This is a genomic window from Streptomyces acidiscabies, from assembly GCF_020010905.1.
In the GTDB taxonomy this organism is placed as follows: domain Bacteria; phylum Actinomycetota; class Actinomycetes; order Streptomycetales; family Streptomycetaceae; genus Streptomyces; species Streptomyces acidiscabies.
On sequence record NZ_JAGJBY010000002.1, the window covers coordinates 4,510,317 to 4,534,528 of the forward strand.

Annotated in this window: 15 protein-coding genes; 3 read left to right on the top strand and 12 right to left on the bottom strand. The window is 71.0% G+C overall.

Annotated elements, in window-relative coordinates:
- Positions 1–17 precede the first annotated feature (17 nt).
- The 3 genes from J8M50_RS50345 to J8M50_RS46085 form a co-directional block, all read right to left on the bottom strand.
- Complete coding sequence (locus J8M50_RS50345) at positions 18–311, bottom strand: LuxR C-terminal-related transcriptional regulator (protein WP_010358726.1); 294 nt, start codon at positions 309–311, stop codon at positions 18–20.
- A gap of 186 nt (positions 312–497) precedes the next feature.
- The gene (locus tag J8M50_RS46080) at positions 498–1,319 is read right to left on the bottom strand and encodes a PucR family transcriptional regulator (RefSeq protein WP_223786442.1); all 822 of its coding nucleotides are present in this window, start codon (positions 1,317–1,319) and stop codon (positions 498–500) included.
- Positions 1,320–1,427: 108 nt separating this feature from the next.
- Positions 1,428–2,723 (bottom strand): ISAs1-like element IS1629 family transposase, encoded by a 1,296-nt coding sequence (locus tag J8M50_RS46085; RefSeq protein WP_006378747.1) that lies wholly within the window; start codon positions 2,721–2,723, stop codon positions 1,428–1,430.
- 570 nt (positions 2,724–3,293) lie between these two features.
- Between J8M50_RS46085 and J8M50_RS46090 the strand changes: the two genes are divergently transcribed.
- Together J8M50_RS46090 and J8M50_RS46095 are read left to right on the top strand one after the other, a co-directional pair.
- Entirely contained in the window at positions 3,294–3,431 is a 138-nt protein-coding gene (locus J8M50_RS46090; protein WP_158002854.1) for a hypothetical protein, read from the top strand.
- Between the two features lie 131 nt (positions 3,432–3,562).
- A complete protein-coding gene (locus J8M50_RS46095; protein ID WP_010360843.1) occupies positions 3,563–4,021 on the top strand; it encodes a hypothetical protein in 459 nt (152 codons plus the stop codon).
- A 19-nt stretch (positions 4,022–4,040) separates the two neighbouring features.
- On the opposite strand, the gene J8M50_RS46100 is transcribed toward J8M50_RS46095, so the two are convergent.
- Genes J8M50_RS46100 through J8M50_RS46120 form a run of 5 tightly spaced genes read right to left on the bottom strand, consistent with a single transcriptional unit; the run spans position 4,041 to position 15,567 of the window.
- Entirely contained in the window at positions 4,041–6,920 is a 2,880-nt protein-coding gene (locus J8M50_RS46100; RefSeq protein WP_010360842.1) for a hypothetical protein, read from the bottom strand.
- A gap of 14 nt (positions 6,921–6,934) precedes the next feature.
- Positions 6,935–9,166 (bottom strand): hypothetical protein, encoded by a 2,232-nt coding sequence (locus J8M50_RS46105; protein ID WP_010360841.1) that lies wholly within the window; start codon positions 9,164–9,166, stop codon positions 6,935–6,937.
- A gap of 14 nt (positions 9,167–9,180) precedes the next feature.
- Positions 9,181–11,358, bottom strand: coding sequence for a hypothetical protein (locus tag J8M50_RS46110; RefSeq protein WP_010360840.1), 2,178 nt, complete (start codon positions 11,356–11,358; stop codon positions 9,181–9,183).
- 10 nt (positions 11,359–11,368) lie between these two features.
- On the bottom strand, positions 11,369–13,564 hold the full coding sequence (locus J8M50_RS46115) for a hypothetical protein (protein WP_010360839.1): 2,196 nt from the start codon (positions 13,562–13,564) through the stop codon (positions 11,369–11,371).
- Positions 13,507–15,567: a hypothetical protein gene (locus J8M50_RS46120; RefSeq protein WP_010360838.1), complete on the bottom strand. Its 2,061-nt coding sequence runs from the start codon at positions 15,565–15,567 to the stop codon at positions 13,507–13,509. The genes J8M50_RS46115 and J8M50_RS46120 overlap by 58 nt, the downstream gene beginning before the upstream one ends.
- 270 nt (positions 15,568–15,837) lie before the next feature.
- On the opposite strand from J8M50_RS46120, the gene J8M50_RS46125 reads away from it, so the two are divergent.
- Positions 15,838–16,968, top strand: coding sequence for an FAD-dependent oxidoreductase (locus J8M50_RS46125; RefSeq protein WP_010360837.1), 1,131 nt, complete (start codon positions 15,838–15,840; stop codon positions 16,966–16,968).
- Between the two features lie 492 nt (positions 16,969–17,460).
- Here the strand turns inward: J8M50_RS46125 and narI are convergent, their stop codons facing one another.
- The 4 genes from narI to J8M50_RS46145 are packed head-to-tail and all read right to left on the bottom strand — an operon-like array spanning position 17,461 to position 24,047.
- Positions 17,461–18,159, bottom strand: coding sequence for a respiratory nitrate reductase subunit gamma (gene narI / locus J8M50_RS46130; protein WP_010360836.1), 699 nt, complete (start codon positions 18,157–18,159; stop codon positions 17,461–17,463).
- Complete coding sequence (narJ, locus tag J8M50_RS46135; protein ID WP_010360835.1) at positions 18,156–18,899, bottom strand: nitrate reductase molybdenum cofactor assembly chaperone; 744 nt, start codon at positions 18,897–18,899, stop codon at positions 18,156–18,158. Before narJ ends, narI begins: the two co-directional genes overlap by 4 nt.
- Positions 18,896–20,380 carry a nitrate reductase subunit beta gene (gene narH / locus J8M50_RS46140; protein WP_010360833.1) on the bottom strand — a complete coding sequence of 495 codons (1,485 nt, stop codon included), beginning with the start codon at positions 20,378–20,380 and terminating at the stop codon, positions 18,896–18,898. Before narH ends, narJ begins: the two co-directional genes overlap by 4 nt.
- 1 nt (position 20,381) lies before the next feature.
- Entirely contained in the window at positions 20,382–24,047 is a 3,666-nt protein-coding gene (locus J8M50_RS46145; RefSeq protein ID WP_010360832.1) for a nitrate reductase subunit alpha, read from the bottom strand.
- Between the last annotated feature and the right edge of the window lie 165 nt (positions 24,048–24,212).

Consider the following 24,212-nt stretch of genomic DNA (forward strand, 5'->3'; position numbering starts at 1 on the left):
CGGGAAACCTCTTTGCGTTAATCCGAAGTTTCTTCCGCGATACGCGGGGGCCATGAATCCGTGCACAGGATCCGGAGGACGAACGCCCTCGCAACGAGGGCGACACGATTCGGGGCCTGTAGCTTTTCGGACATGACGCGAACGTGATAGTCGATGGTCTTCGAGCTGAGATATAACTCCCGGGAGAGGCTTCCGCTCGATAAGCCGGCCGCGACCCCCTCCAGGACCCTTGCCTGGACCGAGCTAAGAATCAAGCCATCGTCTGGCTGAGACGCGTCGCAGGTGTTCTGGTCGTCCATCATGGCATCCATCCCATTCCGTACAGTCGGCCAGGCCGGTAACCGGACAAATGCAGATCGAGAAGCACTGGAATGAGATCCTAGGGAAAGGTCTCGTCCTTTGTCACCGGCGTCCCGCCGTATCCCGGCAGTTTCCGTCCGGCTCGGAAACCCCTCCAGATTTTGCGGAATTCTGACCTGACGCGCATGAACCCTTGGTCACCCCTGGAGGAGGGCCTCGGCGATCATCGCAGCCGTCAGCGTCTGCGCCCCTCTGCCGCTGGTGGGGTCGCAGCCGGTGACCTCGCCGATCCGCCGCAGCCGGTAGTCCAGCGTGCTGCGGTGGACGAACAGGCTGCGGGCCGCCTTGTTCCTGCTGTAGTCGGAGTCGATGAACGCGGTCAGCGTCTCCCACAGGACCTTGTGCGCGCGCAGCGGGCCGATCATCGCGGCCAGGTCGGCGCGCACCTTCTCGTTCAGGGTGACCGCGTACTCGACCAGCACGTCCGAGACCGTGTAGGCGCCGCTCGGGCGCAGCCCCGCCAGCACCAGTCTCAGCACGTGGGACGCCTCGGTGACCCCGTCGGCCAGGCACGCTCTGTCCCGTTCGGCCGTCGCGAGCCAGCCGCTGCCGCCGAGGCACTGGACCAGCCTCGCCACCGCGCGCTCGCCGCTGCCCGGGTCCGCCGCCGGGACGAGGAGGACAACGTTGCTGTCCCGGTGGGTCAGCAGCGCGTCGTCTCCGGCCGCCGCTCGCAGCGCGTCCACCGAGGAGCCGGGGTCCGCGAGCCGCACCACCGCGACCAGGTATCTCGGCGGAAGTCCCTCGGCGATGTCCGCGGGCAACTGCTGGCCGTCGGCGAGGAGATCCGCCAGGTCGGCCGTGGTCTTCTGCCGGTATCCGTCGAGGAAGTCGTGCAGCAGACCGCCGCCGGCCCGCACGATCGCGGCGAGACCGGGGTCGCCCGCCGCTGCCCGGGACAGCAGCTCGACCAGGTCCTCCGGTCCGTCGCCGGTCCATTCCTGCCCTGCGGCCCGCACCTTGGCTCTGAAGTCGGCGACCTTGTCCCTGTCCGGCGTCGAGGGGGGTGCCTCGACAGGGGATGACGACCTCAGGGCCCCGGCGTTTGCCCGGGTCGTCCGGTTTGATCATGTGATGCCGTAGAGGCTGAGGACGAGGGTGCGTTCGGTGTGGGCTCGGCGGCCGGCGGCGGTGTTGACGTACCCGGCAAGCTTGAGCGCACCGCGGATCAGGTCGCGGACGGCGGCGAGGACTGAGGGCGTGTTGTGGGTCCTGACCTGGGACTTGTCCTCGTTGAAGGTCACATCCCGACACCAGTGGACGGTGTTCTCCACGGTCCAGTGCCCGCGAGCCCATGAAGCGATCTCGGCGGCACTCGCTTCCTCGGCGGGCAGGTCGGTGATGGCGTAGACGGTCTCGCTGGACCACTTCTTCGCTCCGTAGAGACGGCGTCTGCGCTGGATGCGCAGGACCTGGGCCGCGTGGGGAAAGAGCAGGCCGTTGACGGTGACGACCTGGACGAGACGCTGTTCGTGGCGGCCGTGGCCGCGGGCGTCGTCACGGTGGATGACGGGGATCTCCTTCCAGGGCAGGGCGTGGAGCTGACGGGCTTGGCCGCGCTGGTTGTTCTTGATGGTCAGCAGGTAGTGGGCGCCGCGTTCGTGCAGGTAGGTGGCGTGGTCGCGTTGGGCGTGGAGGGCGTCGGCGGTGACGACGGCCCCCTTGAGATCGGCGTCGTCGAGCTGGTCGAGCAGGGGTTGGAACTCGGGGATTTCGTTGGTCTTCGCGCCGATCTCGCGGGAGGCGAGGGTGATGCCGTCGCCGTGCCGGACGGCGGAGAGCACGAAGACGCGGCTGCCGTCCGGGCGCTTCGCACTGCGCAGGCACTTGCCGTCCACCGCGATGGCCCGGCGCCGGGAGCGCACCGGTTCGGCGCGGGCGGCCGCCCGGTGGGCGCGGCGCTGTTCGCGTTCGATGCCGCCGTCGGGCATGAGCGGCTCGGGAGAGTGGGACACCGTGGACAGCAGGGGCCGCAGGTGGTCGTAGCCGGCCGCGCTGACCTCACCGGGATCGAGCCGCCCCAGAACGGTGCGCAAGGTCTTCTCGCTCGGGATCCGGTAGCGGCCGCGCAACGGATGGTAGGGCAGACCGAAAGCGGCCAGTTCCTCAGGCGTCGCACGTCGGCACCACTCCGCCGCCGCGGTGATGGAGTCATGGCCCGCCGGGGTCATCGCACAGACCACCAGGGCCAGCAGCGAGGAGACCCGGTAGCGCACCCCGCACGCCCCGCGAGGATCGGTGACCGACTCGAACTCGGCAACCAGGCCGCGGACTTGGTCTCGCGCGGCATCCGAGCCGAGGGCCTCCAGGCGGGGCGCCGGAGAGACGGGAACGACGGCAGGGGATGATGGAGGAACGAACACGGCACCTTCGTGGATCTTGCAGCGTAGAGAACTCCATGATCCACAGGTGCCGTGTTCATCTGCTTCCGAGGCCCGCCAGCATGATCAACCGGCCCAGGCCGGGGCGATCCGGGCAAACGCCGGGGCCCTGATGACGACCTGTCTGTCATTTCGGCCATGTGTCGACTCATCTTCCTGAACGGTGTTCTAACCCGCCTCTTGGAGTACGCGCGCGACAGCGTAAGGATCAGTCTTCGCCGATATCGCCGGAGACCGTGGGGGGTCGTTCCGACGCCGAAGATCCTAACATGACTGCTTGAAACTTTTAAGGCATTGCCCGCAGGCCGCTTTCCGTTATGTCTCGTATCCGGTTCTTTTCTACGGAATTTCCATAGCCGGTGCGACATGGCCCGGATCGGCCCGACGGACGGCACTGTGGCTCCATTCCGTCGTCGAGAAAGGCGACCCGGTTTTCCCGCGATCAGCAGATAGTGATTGTCGATGGCGATGGCACAGGAGATACCGCGGCCCGGTTGTCCTTTCGCAGGAGATGCCCGCGCTGACACCGGTCCGCCCCTGGCCGGCGCCGGGGTGATCGCTCTGCTGGAGCTGGAGGCCCTTGAGCTGACGCCGGGAGCGGTCGTGGCGGTGATCGCCGACGACGAGGCGGGAACAGCACACCGGCTCTTCGGATCCGGCGCCGTACGGGGCCGTCCTGTCCTGTTCTGAACGATGTTTTCAGACAGATTCGCGTCCAGATCTTGCCAGTTGAGGTGTTCAGGACAAGTCGAGGTGCTTGCATATGCGCCGAGGCGGCTTCGTAGCCGCCCGTCACGCAGCAATGAAATTGGGGGATTGTCATGCGCGTACACCTCAAGCACGCCCTCGTGGGCCTCGCGGCCCTGGGATTCGTCCTGGGCGCGCAGACCGCCGCACAGGCGCAGCCCACCACCCCGGAAGCCACCGCCGTCGCGATCACCGCGCTCCGCTCTCCGTACGGCGGGGTCAACCTGTACCTCGACGGCGTCTACGCGGGCCAGGTCTGGTGGAGCCAGGACCCCGGCGGCGACCTCGACAGCGACGGGAGCACCGACCCCGGCGACGCGCTCATCGCGCACGACACCGTCTCCGACGGCTACGGCATCGAGGCGACCCTGCGCACCTCCGACTCGCACAAGGTCACCACGCGCGGCCACGGAGCGCCGTACTGGAGCGACTGGGGCACCGGAAACCTCACCGAGGGCGACACGTACTACGGCGACGCGTGCGTGGTGAAGGGCACCTTCTCGAGCTGCGCGGCCTTCTCCGTCGTCGCCTGACGGCAGCCGTCGCCCGGGTTCACGCGGACCCCAGGCCGATCCCGATGATCGTCTCCTCGCCCTCCACCGGAGCGTGCTGAACAAGGCGGCCGTCGGCGGTGACGACCGTGACCCGGTGCCGGAAGGAGCGGTGGGCCGGGTCGAGCAGGGCCACGCGCAGGGTGACGGGGTCGGTTGCGGTGCCCGGGATGTCGATGCGCTCCGTCCGGTCGTAGGAGTTGGCCGGGTCGTGGTACTCGACGTCGAGGAACGCCTCCCGGACCTCGCCCGACCCGAACAGCGGTACGGCGCGGATGTCCAGCGCGTCGGTGAACGGGTCGTCCACGGGCAGGAACGAGGCCTCGCCGGTGATCGGGGCGCCGGTGCGCGAGGTGCCGTTCCTCAGATGGTGGGTGAACCTCGCGGTCCAGCCCCGTTTCGCCGGGTTGCTCAGCCGCAGCCGCCACAACTGGGCGTCGCCCCCGGGGACCACCCGCAGCGTGTCGGTGCGGGCGAAGGACACCCCGTCGTCGTAGTCGAGCCGGACGTCGATCGCCTCCACGATCCCCGCGTCGATCCGGCCCGGGAACACCCGCAGCGTGAGGAACCCCAGGTCGTCGCCCGGGTCCACGGTGAGCGTCCGGTCGACGCTGGCCCGCGTCGGCAGCTCGTAGGCGAGTTTCTCGCCGGCCCAGCCGGACCCCGCGTCGAAGTGGTACTGCACCCCGACCCGGAAGCCGAGGTCGTACGCGCCGTCGAGGTAGGTCTCGAACCGTTTCGGGCCACGGTCGTTCGCAGTGAGCCGGAACTCCTCGTGTCGGCGGTGGGCCGCGTCGGCGGGATCGCCGTAGTCGATGGACACCTCGGCGGAGGAGAGCCCGACGCGCTCGAAGTCGGCCGGCGAGACGATGTCGACGTTCAGCTTGCGGAAGAACGGGTCGTCCAGGTCGACGTCGATGAGATGGCTGTTCTTGTCGGGGAGTTGGTCCAGGAGCAGGCCGATGAAGCCCTGCGGCGCGTAGGTGCGCTGCACGGCCTTCTTCCGGTCGTAGACGAGCTTGAGCGTCTTGCGCTCCTCCTGCCGGACGAACCTCAGCCGGAAGGACACCAGCGCGGGGGTGGCACCGTTCTGCGGCTGGGTCGGGTCGGTGGGCTTGGTCGGGTCGGTCGGGGTCGTGGACGGGCGGGGCGCGCGGGAGAGCGTGGCCTGGAGGGAGACGGCCTGCCCCGGCGCGGCCACCAGACCGGTGATCTCGGCAACCCGGTCCTGGACGCGCTCCTCCTCCGGCTTGACCCCGCCCGCAGCGCGCCCCCGGCTGAAGCCCGCGGCCTGCGCCGCCGTGATCGCCGCCCGGTTGGCGATGATCCCCTTGGCGACGGCCAGCCGGCGTTCGGACAGCCGCTGGTTCAGCGCGACGATGTTCGGCGCGTCGTTCCCGTCGTAGCTGGCGTGCGCGCTGACCGTCACCTCCTTGGCCCCGGCGAGGCGGTCCAGCCAGGCGTGCAGGGCGGCTGCTCCGCCCGGCGGAGGGGTGTGGCCGGGCGCGGCGCTCTGACTGAACCTGGGGTCGGGCGGGAGCGGCGAGTCGAGCAGGTACGAGGAGTAGACGGGGTTCGAGGGGGAGGGGGAGAAGCCCTGCTCGTGCGGTTGGTCGAAGGTGAACAGCAGCTTGAACGTCTCGGTCACCGGGGCCGGGGCCGGCCAGGCGACGGTGACCGGATGGGTGGTGTCCGGCTGGACGTCCACGGTGATGGTGCCGTTGGCGTCGACGGTGCGGGGCTGGCCGTCCACGGTCACCACCGCGCCCGCCGGGCCCTGCACGCGCAGAGTCTCGGTGGTGCCGGTGGCCGCCGGGGTGTGGCTCAGCCCGTGCCCGGACGGGAGGGGGTCTGGGGTGGCCGAGGTGGTGACGAGCTTGGCGGCGGGGAGCGGGCCGGGGGTGCCGCTGCCTGGGGGAGACCCGGAGCCGGTCCCAGTCCCGGTCCCGCCTCCGGTCGTCCCACCGCCACTTGTCCCACCCCCGGCCGAACTCCCCCCGCCCTTGAGCTTCTTCAACCGCTCCAGCACCGCATCCAACCCCTCAGGCGGATCAGCCCCCTTGAGCTTGCCGAGGTCCAACGACGGCTCGAACCACTTCGACAGCAACTCGCTCTTGAAGAAGTCGAGCGCCCACTTCTCCTTCTCCTCCCGGTCCTGCGCACTGTCGTAGTCGATGACGTCGATCTTGATCGCGCCATCCTGCACGAGCTTCTCGAACCCGGCGTCGATCCCGGCCCGCAGCCAGTAGATCTGCGCCTCGAGACCGGCGGAGAAGTGCGTGTAGACCCGCTCGAAATCGGCGGTGATCGCCACATGCAGATCAGGGGTGAGCGCCGAGTACTGAAGCTCGTAGATCACCCCGACCGGCGTGGCCCCCTTCTCGAACGCCTGCTTGAGGATGGTGGCGCCCTCCTCGGACAGGGCCAGCGAGAAGACGGCCGTCTCGTCGCCCACGAGGGACGGCTTCGTCGCGCCGAGGATCGTCGTGACGGGCACGAAGGCACCGGGCGGAGGCTCGGCGCCGGTCCCGCCGGGCCCCGCGAGATTGAGCGCGACGCAGCGCACGGTCCCGGTGTCCACCGGCGCCGGCGCCAGCCTCGGTTCGGCGCCGTGGAGCAGCCCGGCCGCCCGCGCGAGGATCTTCGCCCGGGTCGCGGCCGGGAGCGTCACCACCGACTGGAACATGAGGAACCCGCCGCCGGTGACCCCGGCGTCGCCCACGGTGGGCCGGTAGCGGATGAACGTGAACGCGGGCGAACCGTCCGGCAGGGTGCCCAGGGAGACCCTGGAGGGCAGGTACCAGAACTGGGCGGGGTCGGCGGAGTCCCTGAGGACCTGGACGCCGTCCTCGTCGAACGTGTCGGAGCCGAGTTGCAGCACGGGGGCCTCCCGGGTCAGGTGGTCGCGGGGACGGTCACGGCGTCGTCGTCGAAGCGGGTCCAGTCCTGTTCTTCGGAGAGACCGTTGCGGAAGAGCCTGCGCACCTTCAGTTCGTAGGAGTCCCGCGCCGGATCGACGAAGTCGAACTCGAACACGCCGGTCGTGCCGGGGCCGGTGAAGTCGAAGGCGTCGGCGAACGACAGCCCGGCGACCGGGTCCTCGGCCCGCGCCTCGACGTGGAGGCGCTCCAGCCCCTTCGCCGCGAAGTCGGCCGGCGAGCACAGGGTCACCGCGCGGTGGCCGCGCAGGTCGGCCCGGACGAAGACGCGGGGCCGCAGCGTGGTCGACCACGGCCCCTCGAACACGGTGGAGTCGCGCATCAGCAGCGTCATCCGGTACCGCACCAGCGCGGCGCGCGGATCGACCCGGTCCACGACGAACGGCCGTACGAGCGGGGTGTCCTCGCTGATCTCCACCGTGTCCTCGGCATGGACACCGTGCGCCGGGTCGTCGTACGAGAAGTCCACCCAGGCCCGTTCCACCTGCGTGAAGTCGAGCGCCGACACGACGGCCACCCTGAGCCGCGCCGGGAACGGGTCGGCCACGTCCACCTGGGGTGCGGCCAGCGGCGCCGACGGCAGGACGTGGTCGCGCTGGTCCGCGCCCCGGTAGGTGATCTCGGCGAACACCGGGCCCGCCGGGTCACCGACGAGGAACCGGTGCCAGGTCGCGTCCGGCTGCTGCGCGCTCAGCCGGACGACGTCGTCCTGACGGACCCGGTGCACCGGGTCGTCGTAGCGCAGCCGTACGTCGATGTGCGGGTACCGGTCGAACGGGAAACCGGGGCGGGTCAGCAGCGGGATCGGCTCCTGGGCGAACAGGTCGCGCGGCTCGACGGCCACGATGTCGCCCAGCACCCGCACCGACGGGGCCGACAGCCTGCCGGGCCGCTCCCCGTCGTCGGCGGGCACCAGGTCCACGGTGAACGTGAGGTCCACCGGCTGGACCATCGCCCCGTCGGCGAGGGCGGAGGGCCAGCTCAGCTCGGCCTCGGTGTGCTGCGCGTCCAGCCGCACCGTCTTGATGGTGGTGCCGTAGGCCGCGGACGCGGTGACGAACCGTACGGGGTCGTGGACGAAGTCGGCCTGGGAGACGACCTTGAGGCGGCGCCGTTCGAACCAGGGGTCGTCGGCGTCGACACTGATGATCAGCCGGTCCGGGTCGAGACCCGCGCCGAACTCCCGGAACAGGCCGCTGAGATGGCCCTGCGGATAGATGGTGCGGCGTACGGTGGTCCGCTCCGACAGGTCGACGTCGAGCCGTTTCTTGTCGACCCGGTTGTAGTGCGTGCGCCGGTAGGTGAACGCGCCCGACGGGGTGCTCCGGCTCGGGGCGAACGCGCTGACCACCTCGCGGGCCCGGTCCCAGCCGTCGGGCTCCTCGCGCAGCGGGGCGAGCGAACTCTCGAAGAACGCGTCGGTGATCATGTCCCGGGCGCGTGCGGCAGCCGCGTCACGGCGCTGCGCGAAGGTGCCGGTCTCGTCGTCCTCCGGGATGAACGTGTCGACCTCGTAGACGATCGCGCGCTCCTCCTCCAGCCGCTCCATCACGTCCTGGATCTGCACCGAGTCGAACAGTCCCTCGTGGCCGAACGACGTGTCCAGGATGTCCTGCACCCGGTCCCAGTCGATGGTGAGCTTGACGTGGTAGGCCGGGCGCAGCGCGAGGTAGTCGAGGCTGTACACGACCCCGATCGGCGAGAGTTCGCCGTGCATCGCCTGCTCCAGGACGGTCGTGCCGCGCTCGTCCAGCTCGACGGAGAACGCGGCCCTGTTGTCGCCGTACAGGGAGGGCTTGGCGGCGTGCCGGGCGGTCCGTACGAAGACCGAGCCGTCGCCGCCCTGGTCGCCGTGGCCGAACAGCATCAGCGACACCGACCCGTCGATCACCGGCAGCGGGGACACCAGCGGGGTCTCCCTCAGACCCGCCAGGCTCTTCAACGCGGCGGTCACGTCGGCCAGTTCGGCGGCGGTCAGGCCCAGGTGCACGTCGAAGTCGGCGAAGCCGCCGCTGTAGGTCTGCGACCGGAACTTGATCAGTTGGAATGACGGCACCTCCAGCGCGCCGTCCGCGCGGGTCACGAAGCGCGGTGCCAGCGGCATGCAGTAGAACTGCCGGGGGTCGGCGTGGTCACCGAGGATCAGCGTGTCGTCGATCCGGTAGTACGGAGGCTTCTCCTGAAGCATGGGAGCCGCCCCTCTCAGGTGGGGATCTCGATGATGAGGACCTCATCGGTGCCGGCGCCCTGGGCGTGCACCGCGGCGCCGCCGTCGACCGGGAAGAGGTCGACCTGCCACTCGTAGCGCTTCATCGTCCGGTCGAGGACGACCCGTTCGTACGTCTTCTCGCTGTCGCCCTTGCGGAAGACGAGGGTCTCGGTGTCCTCGATCTGGTTGGCGGGGTCCGTGTAGTGGAGCGTCACCTTGGCCAGCTTGATGACCGACCAGTTGACGAGGTCCGGCACCACGGTCACCGTCAGGGTGTCCGAGGCGGGGCCCACCAGGAGCAGGGAGCCGGTGAGCGTCTGCTCGCCCGAGTCCTTGTCGCTGCCGTCGCGGAACGTGGTGACCGTGCGCCAGGTGACCTTCCCGGCCCGCTCGTCGATCACCGGGAACCGCCAGTCCAGGAACCGCTTGTCCTTCGACAGCGCGACCGAGTCGGTCTGCCGGTAGCCGTTGACCTCGTCCTCGTAGGAGAGATCCAGGAAGATCGTGTCCACCGAGCGCTCGAAGTCGCCGCGCGTACGCACCTGGACCGTCCGGTTCGCGGAGAACGGGTCGTCGACGTAGAACCGCTGGCCGGTCAGACCGCTCAGGTTCCGCACGAACTCGCGTCCGTCCTGCATGAAGTACTTGACCGAGCCGCCGTACGGCTGGACCGGCTGGAGCAGCACCTCCTTGACCGACAGCCTGGTCGTCCGCTCGTCGATCTGGAACCGCTGGACCAGCGGCGCGCCGCCGTTCACCGCCGGGTGCTCCAGGGTCAGCACGGCCCGCTTGACCTGCTCGAAGTTCATGTCGCCGAGCTCGATGTCGACCAGCCACAGGCCCAGTTCATCGATGTTGATGACCAGGTCGGTGGTGGTGTCGGTGACCCACGGGGAGGTGAACGTACGGCTCTCGCCCACGTAGTTGACGACGTACTGGTACCTGAACTCGCCCGTCGCGCCGTCCATGAACGCGGTGAACTTGCCGAGGTCCTCGGGCCCCCGGAAGGTGAACGTCTGGATGCCGTGCTGCGATGTGTGCGGGGGGTAGTCGATCTTCACCTCCACGCTGAAGATCGGCAGCTGCGCGAAGTCGGCGTTGACCAGGATGTTCAGGTTGAGCTGGCGGAAGAACGGGTCGTCGGTGTCCACCAGCTGCATGTAGTCCGGCCAGTTGTAGCCCTGGCTGGGCAGCGACTGGATGTTGTTCTGCGGGTTCACGTCGATGCCGAACACCTGGTTGCGGGTCACCTCGATCCGCACGTCGGCGATCTTGTTGGTGGTGACCTCGCGGTGGATCTTCTCGTAGTCCTCGTCGCGCCACTTGGAGATGTCCCGGCTCTCCGGCGGAATCGCCTCCAGGATGTTGCGCTGGATCATGTCGTCGAGCTGCTGGGTGACCGAAGCCTCCAGCGTGCTCAGCATCTTGGCGACCTCGGGGTCGCTGGTCTCCAGCGTGCCGGGATCGCTGAACACGCGCCGGGACTCGGAGTTGACGAAGAGCTCTTCGATCTTCTCCGTCACCTCGTCGTCTCCGCAGAAGCTGTCGTCGATGTTCAAGTCCTGCATGAAGCTGTAGAACTTCTGGGCGGTCCAGGTGCCGGTCACCGTGACCGGGGGCACCCGGCCGGCGAAGTGCAGGTGGTACTGGACCCAGACGCCCCCGGCGCCCTGACCGCTCATCGCCGCCTCGAAGACGGGCACGCCGAACTGGCTCAGTTCGGCGGAGATCGCCACGACGTTGTTGCCGTACATCGACGGCACCCCGGCGTGGCGGACCTTCTGCACCAGCGCACCGCTGTCCGACAGGACGCTCACGGCGACTTCCGCCTTGGTCACGGCGGGCTTGGAGAGGGTGACCTGGTCGGGCTCGACCGGCGGGGCTCCCGGCCCGCGGCGCGCGGTGACGTGCTGGGCGAACCGGGTCCGGACGCTCTGGTCCTGCTCCGGGGTCAGCGCCAGCTCCACGTCCATGAAGACAAGACCGGCCCCGACGCCGCCGCCCGGCAGCGGCCTCGCCGAGCGGTACTTGATGAACTTGAACACCGCCCGGCCGCCGGGGTCCCTGCGCAGAATCACGTTCTTCGGCAGTACGTAGCCCAGCCTGTCGTCGATGTCGTCCAGGTAGACGAGGGCCTCGGGGAGATCCAGGGCTCCGAGGAACTGCAGCATGTCGTACTCCTCAGTGGTGGGGGGTGGTGATGAGGCCGGCGAAGTCCCGGGTCCGCCGTTCGGGCTTCCCGGCGACGGTCAGTTCGGCGACGAGGACCATCCAGCCCGCCGTGCCGCCGAGCGCGGCGCGGGCCGCGGCCTGCCGGTCGCCGTCGAGGGACGCGGACAGGGCGGTGGTCCAGGGCGGGATGCCCGAGCTGGTGCCCTCGGCGACGGCCGTCCAGACGCCGTCCGGCGACTTCGTCTCGACGGCGACCCGGGTGACCCGTACCTGGACCGGGTGGACGTCGGCGCCGGGTCCCAGCGCGCCGCGCAGGGCGTCGCGGCGTGCGTCCGGCAGGTCGATGCGGCTGGTGACCTGGAGGAACGAGACCGTGTCCGCTTCGATTTCGATGAGACGAACGGCGTCCGGGGTGTCGAGGAACGGGCCGGGTGGGACGTAGGTCCAGGTGTCCGGGTGGCCGGGGTCGGGGTGCAGCTCGACGCCGTCCACGAGAACCGGCGGGTCGACGTCGATGGTGAGGAAGTCCCGGGGAGGTACCGGGGCGGACCAGTCCCCGGAACCGGCCCGCCAGACCACGCCGGGCCGGAACGGCGAGGTCGCCACCCAGCGGATGTCCGCCTGCGGCCGGTCGGCGTCCAGCCGTACCGTCTGCGGCTCCGCCTCCTCGTCGCCCTCCGGCCGCCACTGGACGGTCAGCGGGCCGCTCGCCGGTGCGTGCCGCAGCCGGGCCAGGTGGGCGCCGAAGCCGGGGAGCGTCGCCGGGTCCAGCTCGACGCGCCGCCGGTCCACCGGCACCTCGACCGGCAGGCCGGGGCCGAGCGGCCGGACCGTGATCGTCGCCGGGGGGTCGGTCTCCGTGACCGGGACGGCGAGCACCGGGCCCGCCGCGTCCACCCGCCCGACCGTCACGCCGCCGGCCGTGCGGACCTCGGCGACGGCGAGCGCGGTGAGCGCGCGGGTGGCGCGGACCACGGCCAGCGGGAGCGGGAACGCGTCGGGGGGAAGCGTCAGCAGGGTGGTGTCCGCCGGGCGCCAGGGGCCCTCCAGCTCGCCGACGCTGTCCAGCACCGCCCGCAGGCGTACTTCGCCCTGGAGCCGTTCGCCGGGCGCGAGGGTGATCTGAGTGGACGTCACGCCGCCGGGCGCGGTCAGGGTCACGCTCGTGGTGACCTCCTGCGGGCGGGTGGCGGACGGCGGGACCCTCAAGTCGGCCAGGAGCAGGGCGAGTCCGGCCACCGGGGCGGGCAGGTTCGCGGCGAACGTCACCGTGGTGCGGCCGGTGGGCAGTACGGGGGCGTCGACCTCGCGGACGTACCGCTGCGGATCGTCGGCCAGTGCGCGGGACGCCGCCTGGAGGTCGAGGGTCAGGATCCGGTCGACGTCCACGGCCGTGGGGTCGGCCAGGTCCAGGGCGAGCGTGGCTGCCGGGACCTGGTCCAGCAGGCGGTGCAGCGGTCCGGCGGCCGGTTCGGGGCGGGTCACGGCGGAGCGCAGGCGCAGGGCGAGCGCGGTGGCCCGGTCCGGCAGGGAGGGGGCGCCGAACACGGACTCGTCGAGGGCGGTGGCGAGAGTGTCGAAGGGGAGCACCGCGCCCGCGCCGAAGCGGTGGGTCAGCGTGGCCAGCAGGACCTGCGGGTCGACGGTCGCGCGCAGGGGCAGGGTCGGGGCGACGGCCCGGAAGGTGAGGCGCAGCGCCGCGTCGAGCGGCATCGTCCCCGTGCGCACCAGGCGGGCGGCCAACACCGCCGCCTCGGCGGGGAGTTCGGCGACGACCCGCGTCGTGGTCAAGGTGTCCGGGCCCAGGAGGACGGGCGGGAACAGCCTGCCGAGTCCGGTGGTCACCTCCAGGACGCCGCTCAGCGGCTCGGCCGCCGACAGGAGCAGGGGGGTCCCGCTCGCGGCGGCGGCTTCACCGGCCGCCGTCAACGGGGCTGCGACGGCGAACCCCGCCTCGATCCGGCCGACGGCCGTGAGGCCCTCGCGCAGGAGGGTGACCAGCAGGGCGACGCCGCCCTCCGGCAGGGGCTCCAGGGTGAGGTCGGAGGGCAGGAGCACGCCCAGGCCGAGCAGGTCACGCGCCCGGAAGGCGGCGCCCGGCAGGGCGGCGAGGGGATGGCCGAGGTCCGGAAGGCCGGTGAGCGCGGTCATGAAGCGGGCGCCGTGCGCAGCGGTACGAGGATGGTCGCCGAGGTCTCGCGCCACGCGCTCTCCCCGACGCCGCCGCTCTGCCACCAGGTCTGGGTCTGGTAGCGCAGCGGCGGCACCGGTACGCCGGTCAGCAGCGGCTGGATCGGGGTGCGCACGGTGGTCTCCGCCGACAGCTCCGTCTCCGTCAGCCGTACCGTGCCGCCGTTCTGCACGACCACGATGAACGCGGTCACCCGGTCCGTGGGCCGGTCCAGGGCGGTGAACATCGACGCCACCGCCTCCACCTGGATCGCGCGGGTGAGCTGCGGATCGGCCGTGCGGTCGTAGACCCGGTCCCATACGGCCTTCCGGTCGGGCTCGGTCACCACACCGCTCTGGTCGAGGACGATCCGGTCGGGCCCGCCCGCAGGCAGCGGCTCGCCGGGCACCAGGACGATCTCCGCCCGCTCGTCCGGGGCCAGCCTGCGGCCCGCCGCGAGCCCCTCGACGCGCAGCGGCACCTCCCGGTCGCCGAGTACGGCGCTCACGCCGAGCCGGTCGACGCGGGCCGGGCTCTCGGTGCCGTTGGCGAGGGTGCCCGTGATCCGGTCGGTCCCCACCTCGCCCAGGGTGAGCGTGAGGGCGTCGCCCACCATGTTCTCCAGGCGCAGTTCCAGCGGGATGTCCTCGGGCTGGTCGCCGTCCGCGCCGATCCGCACCTCGCCGCGCAGCAGACTGAGCGAGGAGCCGAGCAGCGCCTCGTACACGAGCCGGAAGTCGCCGTACTTCAGCGTCTCGGCGTGCGTCACCCCCAGCTCCAGGTCGATCAGCGCGCCGGGCCGGGAGGTCAGCGCCGAGGGCGCGGCGCCGCCTTCGGGCAGGGCGAGCCGCAGGACCGGCTGCGCCTCCGGTAGCACCGCCACCCGGACCGGGCGGACCGCTCCGTCGGCCCTGGCCCGGTCCTCCAGGGTCGGACGGGCCTGTTCCAGCCGGCGCGGGTCGGTCACGGCGCGGGCGAAGAACTCCGCCGTGATCCGGATGTCCGCCTCGCTCGCGGCGTCGGCGGCGCGCACCCGCAGCGCGGGCCCGGTGGGGGTCCGGGCCAGCAGGAACCGGTCCGGCACGAAGAAGAACTGCTCCGGGCGGACCGGGTCCTGCCAGTACGAGTGTCCGCGCCCGTCGAAGGAGATCCGCAGCCGCCGCATCGGGGAGACCGGGCCCACCGCGCCGCCGAGGCGTTCCAGCTGGGCGGGGGAGAGGACCAGGGGGGTCGGCGGGGAGACCCAGTCGAGCTCCACGACCTGCTCCTGGTAGACGAACTCGCCGGTGTCGTCCATCCGGTAGTCGGTGGGCACGCCCACGGCGATCCTGCGCATCACCGCCAGGCTCACGCCGTACTGCGGCGACGACATCGCGGCCAGGAGTTGCTCGCGCAGGCCCGGCGTGGAGAGGGGCAGCTCGGCGACCATGTCCGGGAGGTCCCAGGTGACCTTCGGGAACTCCAGCTTGTGCGTCATCTCGCCGCCGCCCCCGGTCACCGGCAGCAGGTAGGCGAGCGAGACGACGACGGAGTGCGTCAGCGCGCCGATGCCGGGTCCCGACGCGGGTGACGGCGTGGTCGCCAGGGTCACCTGGAGGGTGTCCACGCCCGCGCGGTCCGTGATGGCGATACGGGGCTCGTCGGCCCGGCCGACCCGGTCGAAGACCAGCGTGTAACGGGGCAGGGCCCACTTCTGCGAACCGTCCGGGCTCTCGTAGACGTCGGCGTCGGTGGGGGCCGCGCTCGGCGCGACCGGCACGGTCAGGTCGGCCCGGCGCAGGTACGGGAACGGTTCGAACCGCAGGTCCGGGTCCAACCCCTTGATCCTCGGTCCGGCCCAGGCGGGGAGCGGGTCCTTCGGCACGATCGGCGGACCCACCAGGTCCGGCCGCCGACGAGGGCCCCGGAAGATGTCCCGTAACCGCATGTCGTCCGGCGGGCCCCCGAAATGGTTGCTCACGTCCACCACATCCCCGTCCCGCCCCAGGATCTGCTTCTCCGATTTCCACAAGTCGAACTTGGGGAAATTTGATGCCATTTCTCAACATACAGGCGACCTGTGCTGGATGCCCGATGTAATGGCGAGGACGACCCTGACGAGGGAACGGACGGCCTCGGGGGTGACGAACAGGGCGACGGGATCGCGGAGTTGCCCGCGCTGCTGTGCTCGACGGTCTGGACGTCTGCCGGTGTCGGTGTCATGTCGGAGCCCTGTCGGGGCTGTCGGTGACTTGTCGGCCGGGGTTGGCACCTTTCCGGTGACAGCCGCCCGCAGTTCACCGGGCGGCCCCCTTCCGAAGGAGCCACCATGCGCACCCCCGTCACGATCATCGGCGCCGGACTGGGCGGACTCACGCTGGCCCGCGTCCTGCACGTCCACGGCATCCCCTCCGTCGTCTTCGAGGCGGAGCCCTCCCCGTCGGCGCGTACGCAGGGCGGGATGCTCGACATCCACGACTACAACGGCCAACTCGCCCTCCAGGCAGCCGACTTGACGGACGAGTTCCGCGCCATCGTCCTGGAGGGCCGCGAGGCGATGCGCGTCCTCGACCCGGACGGGACCGTCCAGTTCGAGCAGGCGGACGACGGCACCGGCGGGCGCCCCGAGGCGATGCGCGGCGAGCTGCGGCAGATGCTGATCGACTCCCTCCCGGCCGGCACCGTCCGGTGGGGACACCGGGCCGCCGGAGTCCGCGCGCTCGGCGCGGGCCGCCACGAGGTGACCTTCACCGACGGCACCACCACCGTCGCGGACCTGCTGGTCGGCGCGGACGGAGCCTGGTCGAAGGTCCGGCCGCTGCTCTCCGGCGCCGTGCCCTCGTACGCCGGCACGTCGTTCGTCGAGACGTACCTGTTCGACGCCGACACCCGGCACCCGGTCGCCGCGAAGACCGTCGGCGGCGGAATGCTGATCGCGCCCTCACCGGGCCGGGAGATCTTCGCCCACCGGGAGAGCGGCGACACCCTCCATATGTACGTGGCGCTGTCCAAGCCGCTGGACTGGTTCGCCGGCATCGACTTCACCGACGCAGCCACGGCCACCGCGCGCATCGCGGCGGAGTTCGCGGGCTGGGCACCGGAACTCACCGGGCTGATCACCGACACCGACACCCCGCCCGTCCTGCGCCCCCACCACGCCCTGCCGGCTGGCCACCGCTGGGACCGGGTACCCGGGGTGACCCTGCTCGGCGACGCCGCCCACCTCGCGGCGCCGAACGGCGAAGGCGCGAATCTGGCCATGCTGGACGGCGCCGAACTCGGCAAGACCCTCGCCGCGCACCCCGACGACACGGAGGCCGCGCTTGGCGCGTATGAGGAGGACATGTTCCGACGGGCCACCCAGACCGCCGCGTTCGAGGGCGCCGAGATGCTCGGGATCGACTCCGAGGAGAACACGGCCCGGGGGCTGATCGGCAGGCACGCCGAGAACGCGGGCTGAGGCTCGCGGATCGCGGCGAGATCGGGCGGAAACGCACCCGCGACAGTGGTATCGGCTCGTGTACAGGGGACACTCTCGCGGGGGGAGTAACGGGTGCCGCAGACGTCGCGGGGTTCGCAGACGGGGGAAGGGGATGCTTCGGTCGCGCGTCCGCCCCAGCATCCGCCCAAGTGGGCCTGGTGGCTGGTCGGCATCGTGATTCCGCTGCCCGTCGGCCTGTTCCGCCTCACCAACGTCGACAGCCGTATCGTCTACTCGATCCACAACCAGCACACCGGCGGAGCTTCCGCTACGACACGGCACGGCACGGATGGAAACTGGTCAGCCGAAACAGCGGCAAATGCGTCGCCCTGCCCGCAGGAAGCGGCGACCAGGAACAAGCGCTCCAGGAAGACTGCGCCGGCGACACCTGGCTGCTCTGGCGCACCTGACCGATTCGCGGAGAGAGAACTCAAGGAACCTCTCACACGACTTCGGACCGCGAGTGCTTGATCACGCCGCCCGGGTGGCCCTGCGCCGGTAGACCAGGTACGGCCTCGCGAGGTACCCGACCGGCGCACTCCACACGTGTACGAGCCGGGTGAACGGCCAGACCGCGAAGAGGAGGCAGGCGCTCAGCGCGTGGAGGCGGAACAGGAGGGGAGCTTCGGAGATCGCCGAGGGGCGGGGGCGCAGGGTGAAGACGCCCCGGAACCAGAGGGAGACGCTCTCGCGGTAGTCGTAGCCGGGGCCGAAGACGTTGTGCGCGGAGGTCGCCGCGATGCCGAGCAGGACCGTCAGGGCGAGCAGGGGGAAGAGGAGTCTGTCGCTGCGGTCCGTGGTGAGCCGGATCCGCCGGGCCAGCAGCCGGCGCGCGCACAGCAGGCCCAGCCCGGTGACCATCGCGAGCCCAGCAGCCGAACCGAGCCAGACGGCCACGGTGTGGTACGCGTGCTCGCTGATTCCCGCCGACGCGGTCCAGGCCGCCGGGACCGCGAGCCCCACCACGTGCCCGGCGATCACCAGGAACGCGCCCAGGTGGAACAGCGGGCTGCCCCAGCGCAGCCACCGGTGTTCGAGGAGCTGACTGGTGTGGGTGGTCCACCCGAACTGGTCGTGGCGGTAGCGCCAGACGTGCCCGGCGGCGAACACGGCGAGGCAGGCGTAGGGGAGAGCGACCCACAGGAGGAGGCCGCTGGTCGAGACGTTCATCGGGGGTCTCCTGGCCGGGCGGGCGGTGCGTAAGCCTCCGGCGACGCGAACTCGCCGGCGCTGTGGGTTCCGTAGGGCGAGAGGCCGACCTCCTCGCCCGGCGGGCCCTCGGCGGCCAGCCGCGCCACCGCCGCGCGGTCGGCCTCGGTGGGCGGCGGGAGCAGGCTCAGCAGCGCGGCCAGGACGTGCCGGTACGGGGAGGCGGCGTCGTCGAGGGCGTGGTGGATCAGCTCCAGACCGCGCCGGTGCTGACGCAGCGGAGCCTCCCCGCCGCGCGGACCGGCCAGCGCCGCGAACTCCAGGACGACCGGCAGATGGTCGGGCAGCTCACCGCCGCCGACGTCCCAGCCGGCCGCGCGGAAGCGCTGGTTGAGGGTCAGCAGCGCCATGCCCCGGCGGCGGGTGTCTCCGTGCAGGTAGTAGGTGAGGTACAGACTGCTGCGGCGCCGCAGGTCGAACATCTCGACGTAGTGCCGCTCCAGGGCCTGCGGCTCCTGGGAGGTGAGCCAGACGGTGAACGCGGTCAGGTGCCCGGCGGCGGAGGAGGACGGCAACGCCTCGACGGCGTCCGTCAACTCTGCGCGGGCCGCGACGAGTTCACCGTCCGGGTACTGGAGCAGCAGCGAGCACAGCCGCAGGAGCAGAGCACGCGCCTCGGCCTCCTCGGGGGCAGGGCGGCGTACGGCGGCCCGGACGCGGGTGCGGACCATACCGGTGACCGTCGACGGGAGTGGGCTCACGGTCGTCCTCCCCGCAGGGTCGGCATGCCGAGCGACACCCGGCGATCACTGGTCGCCTCGACGGGGCAGCGGTTCTCCAGCGCCGCCACGTCCTCCTTGTGCGCGGCCGGAACGACGTACCGCTCCTCGTACTTGGCGACGGCGAGCAACCGGTGCAGGTCCTCGGCGTCGCGCGGGGTGAGGTGGACGGCCTTGAGGGCCTCGGTGTCGCCGAGGGTGCGCGCCCGCATGTACGACCGCAGCGCGGTGAGCTTCATCAGCACCCCGGCGACGACGTCCGTGTCCCCGGCGGTGAACACCTCGGCCAGGTACTCCAGCGGGATACGCAGCCGGGTGACGGCGGCGAAGACGTGGTCGGGGTCGTCCTGGTCGCCGCCCGCGCCGGTCACGGCGTCCAGCACCGGGGAGAGCGGGGGGACGTACCAGACCATGGGCAGGGTGCGGTACTCCGGGTGCAGCGGGAGGGCGATCCGGTGGCGGACGGCCAGTTCGTACACGGGGGAGCGGCGGGCGGCGTCCAGCCAGTCCTCGGGGATTCCCGCCTCCCGCGCGGCGGCGATGACCTGAGGATCGTGGGGGTCGAGGAAGACGCCGCGCTGCGCCTCCAGGAGGTCCTGCGGGTCCGGGGTCGCCGCGGCTTCGCCGACGCGGTCGGCGTCGTACAGGAGCAGTCCGAGGTAGCGCAGCCGGCCGACGCAGGTCTCCGAGCACACGGTGGGCTGTCCGGCCTCGATGCGCGGGAAGCAGAACGTGCACTTCTCCGCCTTGCCGGTGGCATGGTTGACGTACACCTTCTTGTACGGGCACGCCGTCACGCACATCCGCCAGCCCCGGCAGCGGTCCTGGTCGACGAGGACGATGCCGTCCTCGACCCGCTTGTACAGCGCGCCGGACGGACAGGCCGCCACGCAGGCCGGGTTGAGGCAGTGCTCGCACAGGCGGGGCAGGTGGAAGAGGAAGGTCCGCTCGAACTCGAACTTCACCTTCTCGGCCCAACTGCCGCTGAGGTTCGGGTCGTTGCCGGCGTTCTCGGGTGCTCCGCCGAGGCCGTCCTCCCAGTTGGCGCCCCAGGTGACGGCGGTGGGTCTGCCGGTGAGGAGGGAGCGGGGGCGGGCGACGGGGAGGTCGGTGCCGGTGGGGGCGGTGACGAGGTTGTCGTAGTCGTAGGTGACGGGCTCGTAGTAGTCGTCGATGGACGGCAGATCGGGGTTGGCGAACAGCGACAGCAGACGTTTCACCCGGCCGCCGGAGCGCAGGACGAGGCGTCCTCGCCGGTCGAGGGTCCAGCCGCCCTTCCAGCGGGACTGGTCCTCGTAGCGGCGGGGGTAGCCGACGCCGGGTTTGGTCTCGACGTTGTTGAACCAGGCGTACTCGACGCCGGGACGGTTGGTCCACGTCTGCTTGCAGGTCACCGAACAGGTGTGGCAGCCGATGCACTTGTCGAGGTTCATCACCATCGCCACCTGGGCCATCACGCGCATGTCAGTACTCCACGTCCTGTGAGCGGCGGCGGATGACGGTGACCTCGTCGCGCTGGTTGCCGGTGGGGCCGTAGTAGTTGAAGGCGTACGTCAACTGGGCGTAGCCGCCCGCGAGATGGGTGGGTTTGACCAGGAGCCGGGTCAGGGAGTTGTGGATGCCGCCGCGCCGGCCGCTGACCTCGGTCTTCGGGACGTTCACCGTGCGGTCCTTGGCGTGGTACATGTACACCGTGCCCTCGGGCATCCGGTGGGTGACCACCGCGCGGGCGGCGACGACGCCGTTGCGGTTGTACGCCTCGATCCACTCGTTGTCCTTGACGCCGATCTTCGCGGCGTCGGCGGTGGACATCCAGATCACCGGCCCGCCCCGGGACAGCGCGAGCATGTAGGCGTTGTCCTGATAGGCCGAGTGGATGGACCACTTGGAGTGCGGGGTGAGGTAACGGACCGTCACCTCAGCGCGTTCACCACCGAGTTCCTCGTCGCCGTAGTGCCGGTGGGCGTTCAACGGGGGTCGGTAGACGGGGAGTTGCTCACCGAGTTCGGCGATCCAGTCGTGCTGGACGAAGAAGTGCTGGCGGCCGGTGAGGGTGTGCCAGGGCTTGAGGTGCTCGGTGTTGATGACGAACGGCGAGTAGCGCCGGCCGCCGGTCTCGCTGCCGGACCACTCGTACGAGGTGAGGACCGCTCGGGGCTGGGTGCGGGTGTCGGCGAAGGTGATGCGCTCGGCCTCGCGTTCGGCGGCCAGTGCCACCAGGCCCTCGCTGCCGGTGCGTTCCTCCAGCCGGCGGAAACCCTCGGTGGCGAGGCGGCCGTTGGTGGTGCCGGACAGGGCGAGGATCGCCTCGCACATGTCGTTCGCGGTGGCGAGCGAGGGGCGTCCGGCGGCGATGCCGTCGCGTACGGTGCCGCCTCGGCGCCGGAGGTCGTCCAGTTCCTGGTCCGGGTGGACGGTGACACCCTTGGTGGTGGTGCCGAGGGTGTCGAGCAGCGGGCCGACGGCACGCATCTTCTGCGCCGTCGCGGCATAGTCCCGTTCGACGACGACCAGCTTCGGCATGGTCAGCCCGGGCACCGGCTCGCACTCGCCGAGCTTCCAGTCCCGTACGACACCGCCCGGCTGGGCGAGTTCGTCGGGGGTGTCGTGCAGCAGCGGCACCGCGAGGACGTCCGTGCGGGTGCCGAGGTGCTCCTCGGCCAGCTCGCTGAACCTGTCGGCCATCGCCAGGAACGCGTCGTAGTCGGTGCGGGCCTGCCAGGGCGGCGGGATGGCCGGGGTGAAGGCGTGCACGAAGGGGTGCATGTCCGTGCTGGACAGGTCGTCCTTCTCGTACCAGGTCGCGGCCGGCAGGACGACGTCGGCGAGCAGACCGGTCGACGTCATGCGGAAGTCCAGGGTGACCAGCAGATCGAGCTTGCCCTCGGGCGCCTCCTCCCGCCACACCACGTCCTTCGGGCGCCCCTGCGGCGGGGTCTCCTCGGAACGGACGGCCGCGTCGGCGCCCAGCAGATGGCGCAGGAAGTACTCGTTGCCCTTGCCCGAGGAGCCGAGCAGGTTCGCCCGCCACACGGTGAGCACCCGGGGGAAGTTGGCCGGGTCGTCGGGGTCCTCGGCGGCGAACTTCAGCCGCCCGGCCTTGAGTTCGGCGACGACGTACTCGGCCGTCTCAAGCCCTCGGGCCTTCGCCTCGTCCGCGAGGTCGAGCGGGTTGCGGTCGAAGCCGGGGTGACCGGGCGTCCAGCCGAGCCGGATCGCCTGCGCCAGACAGTCGGCGGTCGCCTTCCCGGCGAACCGTCCCGTGCCCAGCGGCGACGCCAACTCGTCGGGCCCGAACGCCTCGTAGCGCCACTGGTCGGTGTTCAGGTACCAGTACGAGGTGCCCGCCATGTGCCGGGTGGGCCGCTGCCAGTCGAACGCGAACGCCAGGTGCTGGAGGCCCGTGAGCGGACGGATCTTCTCCTGCCCGACGTAGTGCGCCCACCCGCCGCCGTTGACGCCCTGGCAGCCGGTCATCGTCACCAGCGCGAGGAACGCCCGGTAGATGGTGTCCGAGTGGAACCAGTGGTTGGTCCCCGCGCCCAGCGCGATCATCGAACGCCCTTGCGTGCGCTCGGCGTTGCGGGCGAACTCCCGCGCGATCCGGGCGGCCTGGACGGCCGGCACCGAGGTGACCGTCTCCTGCCAGGCAGGGGTGTACGGCTGGGAGGCGTCCTCGTACGACGTCGGCCACGTGCCCGGCAGCCCGGGGCGGTGGACGCCGTACTGGGCCAGCATCAGGTCGAACACGGTCGTCACCAGCCGCCCGCCCACCGTACGGACCGGCACGCCCCGCACCATCGTCGAACCGCCCTCCGTGGCCCCCTCGTCGAAGCGGGGCAGCGCGATCTCGACGGTGTCCTCGGCGCGGCCGATGAGGCTCAACTCCGGTACGACACCGTCCAGACCGAGGTTCCAGCGGCCCCGCCCGGCTTCTCCCCACCGGAAGCCGAGCGAGCCGCCGGGGACCACCGGATCACCGGTGGTCCCGTCCAGAAGGACCGTCTTGAACTCGGCGTTCTCCTCGTCACGGCCGAGGTCGGCGGCGGTCAGGAACCCGTCCGGGACGAGTCCCAACTCGTGCTCGCGCAGCGTCACCAGGAACGGCGCGTCCGTGAACGTCCTCAAGTAGTGCTGGAAGTACGGCACTTCACGGTCGACCAGGAACTCGCGCAGGATCACGTGCCCCATCGCCATCGCCAGCGCGCCGTCCGTCCCCGGATGCGGGGCCAGCCACTCGTCGGCGTGCTTGACGTTGTCGGCGTAGTCGGGGCTCACGGCCACGACCTTCGCGCCGTTGTAGCGGGTCTCGGTGAGGAAGTGCGCGTCCGGGGTCCGGGTCACGGGGATGTTCGAACCCCACATGATCAGGTAGCCCGCGTTCCACCAGTCCGCCGCCTCGGGGACGTCCGTCTGGTCGCCGAAGACCTGCGGCGAGGCGATCGGCAGGTCCGCGTACCAGTCGTAGAACGACAGCAGCGTGCCGCCGATCAAGGAGTGGAAGCGCGCGCCGGCCGCGAACGACGCCATCGACATCGCCGGGATCGGGGAGAAGCCCGCGACCCGGTCCGGGCCGTACGCCTTGATGGTGTGCACCTGTGCGGCGGCGACCAGTTCGGTCACCTCGTCCCAGTCGGCGCGGACCAGGCCGCCCTTGCCGCGGGCGCGCTTGTAGGCGCGGGCCTTCGCCGGGTCGCCGGTGATCTCGGCCCAGGCCGCCACCGGGTCGCCGAGCCGCTGCCTCGCCTCGCGCCACAGGGTGAGCAACTCGCCCCGGACGTACGGGTAGCGGACCCGGCTGGGGGAGTATGTGTACCAGGAGAAGGACGCCCCGCGCGGGCAGCCCCGCGGCTCGTACTCGGGACAGTCCGCGCCGATCGACGGATAGTCGGTGGCCTGGTGCTCCCAGGTGATGATGCCGTCCTTGACGTACACCATCCACGAGCAGGACCCCGTGCAGTTCACGCCGTGCGTGGAGCGCACCACCCTGTCGTGGGACCAGCGGTCCCGGTAGAAGCCCTCCCAGCGGGCGTCGCCCGTGCCGAACTCCGCACGGCCGTCGGCCGACATCTCACGGCGGGTCAGGAGCCGCCGCGCCGTGAGGGGCCAGGTCCTTGTGTCGTTCGCCATGACCGGAACGCTAGGCCGGGCCGCCGGCCGGCCACCCGGGGCCGAACGGCCCTGCCGCGAGGCCCATCGGCCCCGGTGATCGGGACCGGTCGGAAGGCGCCGGGCCCGGGGCGGTGACGCGAGAGTCGGGGCGCTCCGTACAGCCGTGAGGGAAAGGACGGACAC

What these genes read in the sequence shown, in the direction of transcription:
- J8M50_RS46145 (WP_010360832.1), bottom strand. Translation starts at nt 24,047, where the DNA reads ATGGCGAACGACACAAGGACCTGGCCCCTCACGGCGCGGCGGCTCCTG.
- J8M50_RS46125 (WP_010360837.1), top strand. Translation starts at nt 15,838, where the DNA reads ATGCGCACCCCCGTCACGATCATCGGCGCCGGACTGGGCGGACTCACG.
- narH (WP_010360833.1), bottom strand. Translation starts at nt 20,380, where the DNA reads ATGCGCGTGATGGCCCAGGTGGCGATGGTGATGAACCTCGACAAGTGC.
- J8M50_RS50345 (WP_010358726.1), bottom strand. Translation starts at nt 311, where the DNA reads ATGGATGCCATGATGGACGACCAGAACACCTGCGACGCGTCTCAGCCA.
- J8M50_RS46095 (WP_010360843.1), top strand. Translation starts at nt 3,563, where the DNA reads ATGCGCGTACACCTCAAGCACGCCCTCGTGGGCCTCGCGGCCCTGGGA.
- J8M50_RS46110 (WP_010360840.1), bottom strand. Translation starts at nt 11,358, where the DNA reads ATGCTGCAGTTCCTCGGAGCCCTGGATCTCCCCGAGGCCCTCGTCTAC.
- narI (WP_010360836.1), bottom strand. Translation starts at nt 18,159, where the DNA reads ATGAACGTCTCGACCAGCGGCCTCCTCCTGTGGGTCGCTCTCCCCTAC.
- J8M50_RS46120 (WP_010360838.1), bottom strand. Translation starts at nt 15,567, where the DNA reads ATGGCATCAAATTTCCCCAAGTTCGACTTGTGGAAATCGGAGAAGCAG.
- J8M50_RS46105 (WP_010360841.1), bottom strand. Translation starts at nt 9,166, where the DNA reads ATGCTTCAGGAGAAGCCTCCGTACTACCGGATCGACGACACGCTGATC.